The sequence below is a fragment of the Clostridium sp. CF012 genome (assembly GCF_018861755.1).
Classification (GTDB): Bacteria; Bacillota; Clostridia; order Clostridiales; family Clostridiaceae; genus Clostridium_AD.
In genome coordinates this window covers 63,812-79,886 of sequence record NZ_JAHLEF010000007.1, presented here as the reverse complement: position 1 = coordinate 79,886, position 16,075 = coordinate 63,812, and the positions used below count along the sequence as shown (strand labels likewise).

Genomic DNA, 16,075 nt, shown 5'->3' with positions numbered 1-16,075 from the left:
ATTTTATAGTGAACACTTTTTTATATTTCAACATTTATTCTTAAAAATGCTAGAAATCATGATATAATAGATTTAAATGCATTTATTAGATTATTGTTATTTAAAGGAAGGAAAGATGATTATGAAAAAATTAGTAGAATACACTCAAGTTGAAAGTCCTAGTATAAGTATTGAAAGAAAAAAACGCAAAATGGAAGAGATTTATAAAACACTAGAGGCATTAGGGGCTAAAAATAAAGAGACAGCTAAAAGTAGTAAGGAAATAAACAGTAACCTTCCTAAGGAGTTTACTGAGCAGCACATAGATAATGTGAAAAAAAACAAAAAAGCCCACTTGAATACACCTTCATTTGTAGGTTCACTTGCAGGAGTTATGTCTAAGTTTAAAATACTTGGAAAAGTATATGTAGTAGAAAAACAAGAAACTAAATGGTACATATCTGGAACTATAAAAATGATTAGTGATATAGACCCTAGAGATATGTAATATTTGTAATTTGTTTTTCATGGATACAAGCACATAACCACTATAAAAACTAAGTCTTAACTTTTAAGACTTAGTTTTTATAGTGGTTATATCATTAAAAATCCAAAACTACTTGCAAATATGTAGTTATTTATATAATATATGTATTGTATGATATACTATATAGGAAATGTGCTATACAAAAGAAATAGAAAATAACAAGATTATAAATCTTGTGACTGTAATATTTGCCCAAGTTCAAAGAAGTAAATAATATGCTGGAAGGGGATTTTTTTATGAAAATATTAGTTATTAACTGTGGCAGTTCTTCTCTAAAATATCAACTTATCAATATGGAGGATGAAAATTGTTTAGCTCAAGGATTGATTGAGAGAATTGGCAGTGAAGGCTCTATTTTAACTCAAAAAGTAGAAGGCAGAGAAAAATATATAGTAAAACAAATTATGCAGGATCATAAAGATGCAATTAAATTAGTTCTTTCAACTCTTATAGATGAAACTAATGGAGTAATTAAAAGTGTAGATGAAATATCAGCAGTAGGTCATAGAGTGGTTCATGGTGGAGAATATTATTCTAAATCTGTATTGATCGATGAAAAAGTAATGAAGGCTCTAGAGGATTGTTCAAAACTCGCACCATTACATAATCCACCAAATATTATTGGAATCAACAGTTGCAAGGTACTAATGCCAAATACACCAATGGTAGCAGTATTTGATACGGCCTTTCATCAGAATATGCCAGAACATGCATATATTTATGCACTACCATATGAATTTTATGAAGAGCACAAAATAAGAAAATATGGATTCCACGGAACTTCTCATAAATATGTCTCCCAAGTGGTTGCAGAAATGATGAACAAAGATATTAAAGATTTAAAAATCATTTCCTGCCATTTAGGAAATGGAGCAAGTATTGCTGCAATTAAAGGAGGTAAATCCATTGATACAAGTATGGGGTTCACTCCTCTCGCAGGGCTTGTTATGGGCACAAGATCTGGAGATATAGACCCTTCAATTATAACTTTCTTAATGGAAGAACTATCTTTGTCTTCAGAAAAAATAGCAGAAATACTTAACAAAAAATCAGGAGTACTGGGAATTTCTGGAATGAGCAGTGATTTTAGAGATCTTTGGGCTGCAGCTAAGGACAATAAAAGAGCACAACTCGCACTAGATGTTTTTCATTATGAAGTTAAAAAGTTTATATGCAGTTATGCAGGTGCCTTAGGTGGCGTGGATTGTATCATATTTACTGCTGGAGTTGGCGAAAACTCAGTGAAAGCTAGAGAAGCTTGCTGCAGTGGATTAGAGTTTTTAGGGGTTAAAATAGATAGTGAAAAGAATAATGTTATAGGCACTGCGGCAGAAATAAGTACATCAGATTCAACAGTAAAAGTTTTTGTAATACCAACAAATGAAGAATTAATGATAGCAAGAGATACAAAGGAAGTTGTTAATTCATAAGATAGAAAACACATGAAAATAAATAACAAATCAATAAGTTAGTGTATTTATTTCCATGTGACTAATTAAAGAAACCTCTACAAACACAAGGCTTGTAGAGGTTTCTTTAATTTTCTATAAATTTTTATACTATAACCATAAGGCAAATTATAAATATAAGCTATTTAATTTACTTAAAGCTAAATTTAATTTGTTTAAAATTAATTCTACATCATTTTCGGTTATAACAAGAGGCGGCTGGAAGGCTAGCACATTCCTATGTAATCCATTTTTACCTAAGAGAATGCCCTCATCCTTTAATACCTCTAATATGAAATCAGCTTCTTTTGAGGCTGGCTGACCATCTTCCTTTATTAGTTCTACACCTACCATAAGCCCCAAACCTCTAACATCATATATTATTGGATACTTTCCCTTCAGTATGTTAAGTCCATCTTTTAACTTTAATCCTAACTTTTCAGTATTTAAACATAAATTATTTTTTTCAATGTACTCAAGTACAGCTATAGCTGTGCTTGCAGCAACCGGATTACCACCTAAGGTAGAGGCAGACGCATTAGTAAACGCTTTAGCAATTTTATCATTTGTACAAAAGGCTGATATTGGTATTCCATTTCCAAGAGCCTTTGCCACGGTAATTATATCTGGGACTACATCATAATTCTCTATAGCAAACATCTTACCGGTTCTTGCAAAGCCTGTTTGAACTTCATCTATAATTAATAATATTCCATGTTTTTCAAGCAGGGTTTTTAATTTTTTGAAGTACCACTGAGGTGGAGTTATAATTCCTCCATTTCCTTGCACCGGTTCTGCAATTAAAGCTGCAATTTTATCTGCACCTTTAGTCTCTATTACTTTCTCTATAGCCTCTAATGAATCTAAAGCTGATTCTTCAAGGGTTTTATCGCTGTTATAAGCATTTGGTACAAAGGTAAAACAATCAGAAAGCATAGGATCCGCTCTCCACATAGGGATTCCTGTAGCACTCATAGTTAAATAAGTTCTACCATGTAAGCTGTTATTTAATGAAATAAATTCATTTTTTCCAGTATAAAGTCTAGCAAGTAAAAGAGCACCTTCATTAGCCTCTGAACCTGTACAGCAGAAGAAGGAATGTACAATATCCCCAGGTAATACATGTGAAAGCTTTTCAGCCAGATCAACTATGGGCTGAGTTAAATATATAATACTTGTGTGCTGAAGGGTTTTCATTTGATCTATTGTTGCCTTTAAAATTTCAGGGTTACAATGACCACAATTAACAACAGAAACCCCTGCAAAGAAATCGAGATATTTTTTACCTTCGCAGTCAAATAAATACTGCATTTCTCCACGTACAATCTGAGGAGGACTTTTATAAAAATGTTGTGAACAGGGAAAAAGAAATTGTTTTTTCTTTTTTATGATTTTCTCTGGTCCTATGTAACTTGACATCTTATACCTCCTTAACCTATTATTTATTTATTTTTATTTGCTTAACTAAATTGAAAAGCTCCAAGAGTAAATCCTGCATCACTAGGATCTAGGGTATGGAATAATTCTTCACACTTGCTTAAATCATTAATGGCTTCCTTGTAAATACTTAAAACTTTTCGTAGCTTATTAGTATCATAATGGCATGCTTCAATTCTAAAATGATTTACGCCAATATCATTAAGTTCCTTTAAAAAAGGAAGATAACAAAGATCTTTATAAAGTGTCATATGGCTTCTTCCATAGTTATCCATATATATTGGGTGTTCATTTGATTTTTCATCAACTAAAACTAATACCTCGCTCGGAGCGCGAGAATTATCTTCGCGTCCTGAAGGCTCTAAGGATTTAGTGTTCTCATATAAATTATAGCCCATATACATAACTGTTGGAGAGCCATGAACTATAATTTCAATAGGAACTTTTGATTTCGCAATAGTTTCTTTAGCGTCTAGCAGTGGTGTTTCTACAGAAAGAGTAGCAATAGATAACCCTTGCTTTTCATAGAACTTAGCTGCAGAGTGATTATAAATATTTAAAGAATAATCCCCAATAAGCTCAAGTCCTAGTGATTTGTATTTATGAATAGCTCCTAAATTGGTTACAATTAAGCCATCAAGACCTAAGTCATTTTCCACAAGTAATTGATTATATTTAGAAAAATCCTCTTCAAACATCATTCTTGGGAAACCTAAATATATCTTTGTGTTTTTTTTGTCTGCAGTTAACTTAAGTATTTCGCTCTTACTAAAAGGATGATTTGGCGCAAAAACTTCTCCAGATAAATAAATTGCGTCAGCGCCTACCTCTAATGCGACTTTAGCTTGTGAATAGGAATTTACTTTTACACTTAACTTAGGTTTCTGCGCTAGAGAAGTTTCCACATTTAAAATCTTTCTTATTCCATCTATCTTATCTTTACTTATTTCAATTTCTTCTGCAGCTTTACTAAAAATTTTACCCGTACCTTCGTTAAGTCTGTTGATATTTGAGAGCCCTGGTTTTCCAAAGGCACTGCCGGTAGATAAGTCTCTTTTGCGAGTTTTATAAATATTTTGTGCATCTTTTGTTCTATCATAGCAAATAGGGTCATCAATATATCTATCTATAGCATCGCTATAGTAATTAATTAAGGTAACTAGAAAATCTGAATCTTTCATTCTTCCTTCTATTTTAAAAGAGAGGATACCTGCCTCAATCATTTCAGGTAAATGTTCATACATATACATATCTTTAACCGCCATTGGATATTCTGTAGGATAAGCTAGTCCATCTTTTTTCATTGTAAAATTCCAGCGACAGGGCTTCATGCATTTTCCTCTATTACTACTTTGTCCAAAAAGCATGGCACTATACAAGCATTGAGCACCGTGGGCAATACACATATCACCATGTGCAAAATATTCGAATTCCATATCAGTTTGGCTATGTAGATTCTTTATGGTTTGTAAATCCATCTCCCGGGATGCAACAATTCTAGTAATTCCACATTCTCTAAGGGTTACAATAGTTTCTAAGTTGTGGACATTCATCATTACAGATGAATGGAGAGTTAGGTTCAAATTTAAACTATTGATTAATTCTAATATACTAAGATCTTGAATAAGTAGTGCATCTGGCTTCACTTTATCTAGGAATTTTAGATATTCCTCCGCTTCTTTTAAATCCTGCTGACTTAAAAGATTGTTTACTGTTACATAAACCTTTTTGTTTAAGGAATGAGCAATAGCAATAGCTTTTTCTATTTCATCATTTGACAGGTTATAATCTGGTCGTAGCATACGCATATTTAATTTCTTGCCACCCAAATATACGGCATCAGCACCGCTGTGAATAACCTTTTCAAAAATTTCAAAAGTTCCCGCAGGAACTAGTAATTCTATTTCCTTGTTATTAAAAAATCTACTCATATTAAAACACCTTTCCTTTACATTTAAAGTTTTAGTTTTTATATAAAAATGATTAAAAATGATTTTAACTAATCCAATTATTATTATAACCTCTTTCTACGCTTAGTAAAAAGAGGTTATATCAATAGCTATAAAATATTATTTAATAAAGGAGCTATTGGATAGATCTTTTAATGTGTAGTTATTAGGAGTTAGTTTTTTTGCTTTAAGCCAAGTTAAAACTTCTTTTAGTTCTTTTTCAGGTGGCATAGAAGCTTTTGAATATTTAGGAAGAATCAAGGTGCCTTTTACAGTTTCGGGAAAACCAGCTTCTTTAATTACAAAATCAATATAGCTTTCAGGCTTTTCTTTATTTATAAATTCTACGGCCTTGTTATAGGCCCTATAAAGTGCTTTGATTTCTTCAGGTTTTGAAGCTATTGCATCTGCTGTGAATATCATTACACCAGGGTTTATTCCAAGTTTTTCAGAACTGCTTAAAATTTTTCCACCAGATGCAATTGCAGTACTTGCAAGAGGCTCTGGTATTGTGACCATATCTAATTTACCATTGTTTAACATTTCTATTCTAGTAGGTAAACTTGGTATTGAAACCTTTTTGGGCGAATTAACATCTATATTTGAACTTGCCATAATCCTATCTGTTAGATATTCAATAATAGTATTTTTAGAAATTCCTATGGATTTTCCGGCAGATTGTTCAACTTTTGAAACACCAGAATCCTTTCCAGCAATTAATTTAAAGCTTCCTTCAGTTTTTGATGTGATTTTAACATCGAATTTACTATCGTTAAAAAAAACTACTGAAAGCATATCAGATGTTGCTCCGTGAATTTTACCGGTTTGAAGGGCTGCATCTCTGTCCGCTGCACTCTTAAAATGTTCTATTTTGACCTGAATACCTTGCTCTTTAAAATATCCATTGTGATCTGCTATAATAAGTGGAAGGATGACTAAATCTGGCATAACACCAATAGTTAGAGTTTTTACTGCTAACGGTTTTGTCTCCTCTTTCACCTTACTTGTGCAACCAACAATACTTATACCCACTATTAATGCTAATGTAAATGCTAAAAATTTGTTTTTCATATGTACCTCCAATAATAAATTATTTCGTTGGAAAATAATTTTCTAACGATCATATAATTTATAAAGTTGAAAAAAGTAAAATATTATATAAATTAATATAAACCACTGTAATGAAATGTAAATAACGGAGTCATCATAACACTTATTTAACGACCTGTAAACACCAACAAACCAACCTGTGGGATATATCTGTGAACTAAATTAACAAAACATACTATTAATGACCAAATCACTTCTTTATTTGCACAGTTAAAATTATTGTGATAAAATTTTAACTAGTAAAGTTGAAGAAATAAAGACTAGTAATTGTGTAAATAACATATATAATTTATTGTGGGGCAGTATTTTGATGATTTTACAGTTAAGCAATAATAAGTTTTGTTTTTTAGTAAAAGTGGTCCTATAAATAATAATTTTTAAATTGAGGGGGATATAGTATGAGTGAAAAGAAAAGAATAGCGATACTTGGCGGAGGGTATGGTGGGGTATTAACTGCAAAAAAACTCGCTAAAAAGTTCAAAAAAGATGAAGATGTTGAAATCACGCTTATAGACCAAAATCCATACCATACACTACTTACTGAACTTCATGAAGTAGCTGCTGGACGTGTCTCAGAGGATGCTATTAGAATTGATTACAATAAAATATTTGCAAAAAGAAAAGTAAAAGTTGTACTTGATGAAATTACTGATTTGGATTTTAAAAATAATATGTTGAAATCTGAAAATAATACCTATGAATATGATTATCTAGTAATCGGTGCAGGTTGTAAGCCAACTTACTTTGGTATAAAGGGTGCGGAGGAATTTTGTCATAAATTATGGTCTTTTGAAGATGCCGTAGCACTTAAAGAACATATTTTAAAAATGTTTAGAAAAGCTGTGAAAGAAACTAATAAAGAAGAAAGACAAAAACTTCTAACTTTTATTGTTGTTGGTGGTGGTTTCACAGGTGTTGAAATGATGGGAGAACTTGGTGAGTGGAAAGAAAGATTATGTAAGGATTTTTACATAGGAAAAGAAGAAGTAACTTTAATTTTAGCAGATGACTTACCTAAAATATTACCTAATTTCCCGGAAAAGTTACAAGCAAAAACTAAAAAAAGACTTAATAAGTTAGGTGTTACAGTACTAACTAATGCTGGCATAACAGAAGTTACACCAGACACTGCTACAATAAGAAATAATGGAATGGTTAGCACATATACAGTAATTTGGACTGCTGGTGTAGAAGGCGCCGATATTATTGGGAAAATGGATATTGAGCAAAAGGGTAGAAAAAGAATAGTAACTGACGATAAATTGCAATCTTTAGATTATAAAAATGTTTATGTTGTTGGTGATAATATCTTCTTTATTCCTGAAGGTGAAGAAAGACCTCTCCCTCAGATGGTTGAAAATGCAGAAGAATCTGCTGCTTTAATTGCACACAATCTTTGTATAGACATAAAGGGTGGAGAAAAGAAATCTTATAAACCTTCATTCCATGGCGCAATGGTTTGCGTAGGTGGTAAGTATGGTGTAGCAAACGTTGGAGCAGGAAAGAACTTTTTTGCCTTATCGGGATTCTTTGCATTATTCGTTAAGCATTTTATAAATATTGTATACTTTATCCAGGTTGCTGGATTTAACAAATGCTGGTCATACTTATTACATGAATTTTTCCATGTAAAAGATAATAGAAGCTTTGTGGGTGGATATTTTTCAAAGTCATCTCCAAATTTCTGGCTATTAGTACTTAGGATGTTTGTTGGTTACAAATGGTTAACAGAAGGACTTGCGAAATTACCTAAGATCATAGCTGATCCTACAAAAATTTTCTTGATACCTGCACCAGTAGTTGATGGAGCAACAGCTGCAACAGCAGCAGCACCAGCAGCGGGGGCAGCACCAGTAGAAGCGTGGGTTGCATTACCAGTGCCAGGTTTTATAGAAAAAATAGTTAAATGGTCTATGGATACTTTCTTTTATACAGGCGATGGTGGATATACAGTTTTAGCTACTATCTTCCAAACAGGTATGGTAATTGCAGAAATACTAGTAGGAATAATGCTTATAGTTGGATTATTTAGCGCATTAGCCTCACTATTATCAGTTGCTATGGGCATTATGATTTGGAGTTCAGGAATGGCTCCTGCTGAGATGTTATGGTATATGTGTGCAGGAATCGCTCTTATAGGCGGATCTGGAAGTACTTTCGGTATGGATTATTATGTACTACCAATACTTAAAAAGTACTGGAAGAGTATAGGATGGGTTAAAAAATCTTATTTATATGTCGATTAATAAATATATATTTATAAAATAGTTCTGTAATTTAAAATTGAATTTTATTAAATCAATGTCCTTTTAAAAAAATTAAAAGGACATTTGATTTTATAGTGGAATATTAATAAGAAGTAATAATTATTGAAAAACTTAAAAAATAATTGGACAAGGTGATAAAAATGAGTAAATTTTGGGAAAATTACCCTGATATTGCAGAAGAATTAGAAAATATTAAAAATTTAATTAAGACTAATGTAAAATCTAGTGAAAAAGAGTTTGATGAGGCTATTTCTCCACTAGTTGAAGCAGGAGGAAAGATGTTAAGACCTGCATTTTTACTATTAGCTGCAAAATTTGGAGAGTATGATAAGGACAAAATACATAATTTGGGGGCAGCCATTGAAATGATGCATATGGCAACCTTAGTTCATGATGACGTTGTAGATGAATCTAAACTTAGACGTGGCGTGGAAACGGTTCAACACAAATACAGTAAAGAATACGCAGTGTATATAGGTGATTTTCTATTTTGTCAATGCTTTATAATGCTATCTGGATTTAATTATTCCACAGAAAATTTAAGAGATATATCAAAGGGTATATCTAAAATATGTATGGGAGAAATAAGACAATATAATATCAGATATATAAAAAATACAAGCCTTAGAAAATATATAAAGATTATATCAGGCAAAACAGCAGCATTATTTTATATTAGTTTTTATACTGGTGCAAAAGAATCCAAATGTAGTGAGAAAACTTCAAAGTTACTTGGACGGGTTGGTTACTATATTGGAATGGCTTTTCAAATCATAGATGATTTACTAGATTACAGTGGAGATACAAGTAAACTAGGTAAAAATGCTCAAAGTGATTTAGTAAAGGGGTATTATACACTACCACTAATATATGCCATGGCAGAGGACTCGGAAAACATAATTTCTGACATTTTAGATAAGTCTTCATTAAATGATGAAGATGTAAAACAAATAACTATATTAGTTAATAAATATAAGGGAATAGATAAAGCTCAAAACTTAGCGGACAAATACACAAAGAAAGCCTTTGATTATATAGAAAAATTACCTGAGTGTGAAAGCAAAGAAATAATTAAAGACATAACGCAAAAATTATTAAATCGTAATTCCTAATGAACTCCAGAAAGGTTTGATTATGTGGCTTATAAGGATTTACAGGATATTATAAATCATTTAAGAGATAAAAAACTTTTAGATGATTAGATCCAGAAACCAATCAGCAAAATGTTGGAATGTACAGGCTTCAAGTATATGACAAAAATACTGCTGGTATGCATTGGCATTTACATAAATACGGAAGCGAGATATATGAAAAATATATGCAGCAACTGCGCCATTTCCCAAAATGATAGATGAGATTATTTTTGCAGGATTTCTTAGAAAACCTCCGGTAGAACTTGTTAAATCAATTACAAATGATATTTATGTACCTGCTAATGCTGAATTTATACTAGAAGGATATGTAGACTTAGATGAAAAAAGACTAGAAGGCGTATTTCATAATATAGATCCGAGTAGGGATTTAGTGATTTCAGAAGGACATTCAAGGCATTGTCCAGATGACATAGAAATGTCGGAGGAAATTAAAAAAATGGTAGATAAGAGGTGTAGTGAGTATGGTATTAAAGAAACTTAAAAGTTATGGAGAGTTAGTAATGTTTTCCCATACACTATTCTCCCTTCCTTTCGCTTTAATATCAATGATTTGGGCAGCTGAGGGGTTACCTTCAGCTGCTACAATATTTTGGATATTAATTGCATTGATTGGAGCTAGAAATGGGGCTAACGCTCTTAATAGAATTGTAGATAAAGATATTGATAAAAAGAATCCAAGGACTGCAAATAGACATTTGCCAAAGGGCCTGGTAAAGGATTATGAGGCCTTAGGAATAGTGCTACTTTGTTTCTTTATTTTTGAGTTAGCGGCCTATATGTTAAATCCTCTCTGTTTTATGCTATCCCCTGTGGCACTTTTTCTATTTATAATTTATTCCTATACTAAAAGATTTACATGGGTATGTCATATTATTCTAGGTATTACCTGTGGTGGAGCTCCTGTAGGAGCATGGCTAGCAGTAACAGGAAAATTTGCGCTAGCGCCAATCATTTTAGGTGCTGTTGTCACATTGTGGGTAGCAGGTTTTGATATAATTTATGCAACTCAAGATATTGAGTTTGATAGAAGAACGGGTTTATTTTCTATACCCGCTAAATTTGGGTTAAAGGGTGCATTATATATATCCTCCCTGTTTCACTTTATTACCATTTTGCTTTTAATTAGTTTATATTTTATAATGCATATAGGTTGGATATATTTATTGGGCATATTTATAAGTTCTATTTTGTTAATCACAGAACATTATATTGTGTCGCCAACAAACACAAAGAAGATGAAAATTGCTTCTTATAACATAAATCAAGTGGTAAGTGTTTGTATATTAATTTTTACTGTATTAGATTTTTTTATATTATAGTTAAGAGGTGATTTATTTGAGAAGATATATAGTAGGGATTACTGGGGCAAGTGGAAGTATCTACGGTGTGCGGCTTATAGAAGAATTAATAAAAGAAGATAATGAAATTTATTTAGTTATTACAAATAACGGTAAAAAAGTTTTGGAGTATGAGCTTGAAATTAATTTTGACGAATGGCTCCAAAATATTAAAAAAAGCAGTGGACGGTTTAATTTATGTGATATAGAGGATATGTTTTCTTGTATAGCAAGTGGTTCCTTTAAAACAGATGCAATGGTAATTATTCCCTGTTCAATGGGGACTCTTTCAAAAATAAGTAATGGAACTTCCGATAATTTGCTAATAAGAGCAGCAGACGTAATGATTAAAGAAAAAAGAAAATTGATTTTGATTCCAAGAGAAACTCCACTTAGTTCTATTCATCTTCAAAACATGCTTTTTTTAAGCAATTTAAATGTTTTGATAATACCGCCTATGCCAGCTTTTTATGAAAAGCCTAAAACCATTGAAGATATTGTGAATGTTACTGTAGGAAGAATTCTTTCAAGCTTAAATATAGATAATAAATTGAACCATCCGTGGGGGAGCACAAATGATAAAAATAAGTAATTTAAGTGTTTATTATAAAAATGAGAACAAACGCACCAAAGTCATAGAAAATGCGAATTTAAAAGTAAAAAAAGGGGAAATTTGCGCTATAATTGGGCCCTCTGGTGGAGGAAAATCAACTTTATTGAAGGTTCTAGCAGGAATTATTGTTGACTACACCGGTGAAGTTTTAATAGAGGGGGCAGCGGTGGATCCTAAAATACATAGAATTGGATTAATACCTCAAAATTATGGACTAGTTAAGTGGAAAACAGTAGAGCAGAACATATTTCTAGCCGCAAAAATCAAAGATGGTAAAGGATCTATAGATATGGATTTTTATGAAAAATTACTAAACGAATTAAAGCTTAAAGAATTTGTTAAAAGATATCCAAGTCAGCTCAGCGGGGGACAAATGCAAAGAGTATCTATGGCTAGAGCCCTATTATTAAAACCAAATATACTTTTAATGGATGAATCTTTTTCTGCCTTAGATGCTATGACTAGGGCAGAGGTTCAGAAAATGTTTTTGGAGGTTTGGGAAGCACATAAGGTTACCACTATACTTGTAACCCACGATATTAAAGAAGCAATATATTTAGCAAAGAACATAGCTGTAATATCCTCCTCCCCAGGAAAAATAGTTGAAGTTATAACTAATCCATTATTTGGTCGCATAAATGCTGAAGTGGATTTTGAGTACATAAATATAAACAATAAACTTAGAAAAACTCTTAAAGGAGATAGACAAGAATGAGACTTAAAGAATACAAACTTGTTAACTATGTAATTGCTTTTTTTATTATTTTTGGCTTGTGGCAAATAATAGCAATGATTATCAATAAGCCATTATTTCCACCGCCTTACGCAATAATAATAAATATATTTATAACTTTTAAAAGCGAAATAGCAATCCATGTTGTTTACAGTTTTAATAGGATTGTAGTAGGATTGTTATTCACTTTGGCATTAGGTGTTCCTGTAGGTATTTTAATGGGATATTTTAAAAAAATTGATTTAATATTTTCACCAATTATATATTTTAATTATCCAATACCTAAGATCGCATTACTTCCTATAGTAATGCTTATTTTTGGGTTAGGTGATTTAACAAAAATAGTTATGATTTTTTTAATTACTTTTTTTCCGGTGGTAGTTAATATACGAGATGAAGTAAAAAATATCCCTGAAGAAGTTTTTTACCCTATGTATTCATTGGGAGCAACAAATTTTCAAATAATAAGAGAGATTATTTTTCCGGGAATCCTTAAAGCCTTATTAACATCTCTCCGAATAGGTATAGGTACCGCAATATCTGTTTTATTCTTTACTGAAAACTTTGGTACAGAATATGGTATGGGGTATTTTATTATGGATGCTTGGATGAGGATTAACTATATTCAAATGTATTCAGGTATATTGATTTTAAGTATAATCGGTCTATTTTTCTTTATTATAACTGATGTTTTAGAGGGGGTATTTTGTCCCTGGAGGTAAAAAAACGAATACTTAAAATGACAAAAAAGTTCATAAATGATATAATTAAAGTAATGTAATTAATCCAGAAAATCAAAGAGAATAACAAGGGAGGAAACTTGCTTGAAAAGATTAGTAGGACTAGCATTATCTATAGTTTTAGCATCGGGACTAGTAGCTTGCGATTCAAAAAAAATTATGTATAAACAAGGAACCTATGAGGGAAACGCAGAAGGACATATAGGTCCCATAAAGGTTAAAATAGTAACAGATCAATATGAAATAAAAGAAATTGTTATACTATCGCAACAAGAAACTCCAGTGATAGCTGAAATAGTATATGAAAAAATCCCACCCAAAGTAATAAAAGCCAATAGTCCAGAGGTTGAAGTTGTTGCAGGAGCAACATATACGAGTAATGGACTTATTAAAGCTATTGTGGATGGGTTAAATAAAGCAAAAATAAAAGAACCATAATATGAGGTGGAGTATTATTGAAATTACAGTATAGATTAACAATATTTATAAGTATTATAATATTTATGGTAATTGGCGGAATAGGCATTGTTACTTATTATCAAGTGCAAAATTCTGTGGAAACTCAAATGGGAAATAACGCCATGGATTTAGCTGTAACTATTGCATCTATTGATATAATTGAAGAAACACTAGCAACTTCAAAAGATTATGAAATTGTTCAAGATACTATAGAAAGCTTCAGAAAAAAAACTAGATTCCAATATATCATTGTTATGGATATGAAAGGAATAAAGTATTCCTATCCCTATGGGAACTCACTGGGTAAAAAATATGCTGACGGTGGAGAAGAACAGGTGCTAACAAAGGGAGAATCATATGTTGCAAGGGACAGAAATGTTTTGATTTCTGCAATAAGATCCTTCGTACCCATATATTATAATGGAGAACAAGTAGGAGCGGTTTTAGTTGGTCTTTTAACAGATACAGTATATGCTGAACTTAGCAATCATATGTTTAATTTAAAGATTGTTTTAGTAGTTGCACTTTTAATGGGAATATTATGCGCAGCACTCTTAGCAAGTACAATAAAGAAAAGCATATTTGGACTGGAGCCAAAGGAAATTGCGCTACTTCTAGGGCAGAGGGATTTAATTTTGCAGAATCTAAAAAATGGAATTATAGCTATTGATAAAGATGGAAAGGTAATACTCTTTAATAAAGTAGCTAAAGAAATTTTAAAACTAGAAGATGCAAATATAGGTAAAAGTGTTGCCAGTTTAAACCTGAATTATACAGATGAAATGATGGAAGTATTGAGAAGGGGGGAAGGGGTATATAACCAAGAAGTTAAAATGCGGCCTGGTAAAACACTTATGTGTAGTCATACCTTATTAAAAAATCATAAAGAAGAAATTATAGGTGTTGTCTCCAGTTTTCAGGACTTAACTGAGGTTAAGAATATGGCAGAAGAATTAACTGGAATTAAAAAAATGACTTGTGCCTTAAGAGCACAAAATCATGAATTTATGAATAAACTTCACACTATTTCAGGCCTAATACAATTAGAAGAGTATAATGAAGCTGTAGAGTATATTTCTCATATATCCAAGCTTCGTGGAGAAGTTTCTGACATTCTCAGCAAAAGAATTAAGAATACGCACATAGCAGGGCTCTTACTTGCCAAATATAATAAAGCAACAGAAGCTAAAATTTCTGTAGAAATTGATGCAAATTCTTATTTAGATAAAATTCCTGAAAATATAACAGTAGATGAAATTTGCTCTGTAATTGGGAACTTGATAGAGAATTCTATAGAGGAATTAGTGAAGTTTGAAAATGGTAAGATATTCATAAGATTAATATCCAATAATGAAGCACTTAGAATAAGAATTCAGGATAATGGACCTGGAATTAGTGAAAGTATAATAGATAGTGTTTTTGTTCGTGGATTTACAACTAAACCCGGGAACAGAGGCTTTGGGCTTAGTATTGTAAAGCAAATAGTAGATTATGCAGGTGGTGACATAAATATTTTGCAAGATGATGGAACTATATGGGATATATTTATACCAATGAAAAGGGGTAGATCATATGATTAAGGTTCTTATTGTTGAAGACGATCCTATGGTGAGAGAAATAAATGAAAAATTTCTAAGAAAGATAGAAGGATTTATATTATTTGATAGCGTTAACTCTCTTGAAAAAGCAAAAGAAGTTATAATAAGTGGAAAACCTGACCTAATATTATTAGATGTTTTTTTTCCACAAGGTCTAGGTACAGATTTATTAAAGTGGATACGACTGGAAAATTTGAAATGTGATGTTATATTAATCACTGCCGATAGGAATACAGAAACCGTTGAAGAAGCATTTCGATATGGAGCAGTAGATTATTTGGTAAAGCCTTTCATATTCAATAGGTTTAAGGAAGCACTTCTTCAATTTAAGAGTAGAAAGAATAGTTTTAAAAACGTTGATAGTATGGAGCAAGAAATTATTGATAAATATACTATAAAGGAAAACAAACATGTAATAGAATACTACGAAAATATTGGTGACATTAAGGGATTTAATCAATACACCTATGAAAAAGTTATAGTGGGTATATCCGATATGGAGGATAAATCATTTACATCAGAACAGATTGCAAAAAATATTGGGGTGTCAAGAATAACTGCTAGAAGATATTTAGACTACTTAGAAAAAGAACAAAAGCTTGTAGTTGAAATGGAATACGGTAAAGTGGGCAGACCTAAAAACAAATATAGAATAAAGGGAGAATATTAGTGCATTTTAAGATGCACTAATATTCTCCCTTTAT

At 31.6% G+C, this 16,075-nt stretch carries 14 protein-coding genes and 1 pseudogene; 12 read left to right on the top strand and 3 right to left on the bottom strand.

What is annotated here, in order from left to right; translation table 11 throughout:
• The first annotated feature begins 121 nt into the window (after window positions 1-121).
• Window positions 122-487: a hypothetical protein gene (locus KPL50_RS08845; protein WP_216298097.1), complete on the top strand. Its 366-nt coding sequence runs from the start codon at window positions 122-124 to the stop codon at window positions 485-487.
• A gap of 275 nt (window positions 488-762) precedes the next feature.
• The gene (locus KPL50_RS08840) at window positions 763-1,956 is read left to right on the top strand and encodes an acetate kinase (protein WP_216298096.1); all 1,194 of its coding nucleotides are present in this window, start codon (window positions 763-765) and stop codon (window positions 1,954-1,956) included.
• A gap of 147 nt (window positions 1,957-2,103) precedes the next feature.
• On the opposite strand, the gene KPL50_RS08835 is transcribed toward KPL50_RS08840, so the two are convergent.
• From KPL50_RS08835 to KPL50_RS08825, 3 genes are all read right to left on the bottom strand, one after another.
• The gene (locus KPL50_RS08835) at window positions 2,104-3,393 is read right to left on the bottom strand and encodes an aspartate aminotransferase family protein (RefSeq protein WP_216298095.1); all 1,290 of its coding nucleotides are present in this window, start codon (window positions 3,391-3,393) and stop codon (window positions 2,104-2,106) included.
• Window positions 3,394-3,434: 41 nt separating this feature from the next.
• A complete protein-coding gene (locus tag KPL50_RS08830) occupies window positions 3,435-5,342 on the bottom strand; it encodes a peptidase U32 family protein (RefSeq protein ID WP_216298094.1) in 1,908 nt (635 codons plus the stop codon).
• 138 nt (window positions 5,343-5,480) lie between these two features.
• Window positions 5,481-6,431, bottom strand: a complete 951-nt coding sequence (locus KPL50_RS08825) for an ABC transporter substrate-binding protein (RefSeq protein ID WP_216298093.1) — start codon at window positions 6,429-6,431, stop codon at window positions 5,481-5,483.
• A gap of 437 nt (window positions 6,432-6,868) precedes the next feature.
• On the opposite strand from KPL50_RS08825, the gene KPL50_RS08820 reads away from it, so the two are divergent.
• From KPL50_RS08820 to KPL50_RS08775, 10 genes and pseudogenes are all read left to right on the top strand, one after another.
• Window positions 6,869-8,716, top strand: a complete 1,848-nt coding sequence (locus KPL50_RS08820) for an FAD-dependent oxidoreductase (RefSeq protein ID WP_216298092.1) — start codon at window positions 6,869-6,871, stop codon at window positions 8,714-8,716.
• 161 nt (window positions 8,717-8,877) lie between these two features.
• Entirely contained in the window at window positions 8,878-9,849 is a 972-nt protein-coding gene (locus tag KPL50_RS08815; RefSeq protein WP_216298091.1) for a polyprenyl synthetase family protein, read from the top strand.
• 89 nt (window positions 9,850-9,938) lie between these two features.
• Window positions 9,939-10,234: pseudogene (locus KPL50_RS08810) on the top strand (UbiD family decarboxylase domain-containing protein); the annotation flags it as partial.
• Between the two features lie 118 nt (window positions 10,235-10,352).
• Complete coding sequence (locus KPL50_RS08805; protein ID WP_216298090.1) at window positions 10,353-11,210, top strand: UbiA-like polyprenyltransferase; 858 nt, start codon at window positions 10,353-10,355, stop codon at window positions 11,208-11,210.
• 7 nt (window positions 11,211-11,217) lie between these two features.
• Complete coding sequence (locus KPL50_RS08800) at window positions 11,218-11,820, top strand: flavin prenyltransferase UbiX (RefSeq protein WP_309245151.1); 603 nt, start codon at window positions 11,218-11,220, stop codon at window positions 11,818-11,820.
• Entirely contained in the window at window positions 11,804-12,556 is a 753-nt protein-coding gene (locus tag KPL50_RS08795; RefSeq protein ID WP_216298088.1) for an ABC transporter ATP-binding protein, read from the top strand. The genes KPL50_RS08800 and KPL50_RS08795 overlap by 17 nt, the downstream gene beginning before the upstream one ends.
• Entirely contained in the window at window positions 12,553-13,296 is a 744-nt protein-coding gene (locus KPL50_RS08790; protein WP_216298087.1) for an ABC transporter permease, read from the top strand. The genes KPL50_RS08795 and KPL50_RS08790 overlap by 4 nt, the downstream gene beginning before the upstream one ends.
• 102 nt (window positions 13,297-13,398) lie before the next feature.
• Window positions 13,399-13,752, top strand: coding sequence for an FMN-binding protein (locus KPL50_RS08785; RefSeq protein WP_216298086.1), 354 nt, complete (start codon window positions 13,399-13,401; stop codon window positions 13,750-13,752).
• A 17-nt stretch (window positions 13,753-13,769) separates the two neighbouring features.
• Complete coding sequence (locus KPL50_RS08780; RefSeq protein WP_216298085.1) at window positions 13,770-15,353, top strand: sensor histidine kinase; 1,584 nt, start codon at window positions 13,770-13,772, stop codon at window positions 15,351-15,353.
• Entirely contained in the window at window positions 15,346-16,041 is a 696-nt protein-coding gene (locus KPL50_RS08775) for a response regulator (RefSeq protein WP_216298084.1), read from the top strand. The genes KPL50_RS08780 and KPL50_RS08775 overlap by 8 nt, the downstream gene beginning before the upstream one ends.
• Window positions 16,042-16,075 lie beyond the last annotated feature (34 nt).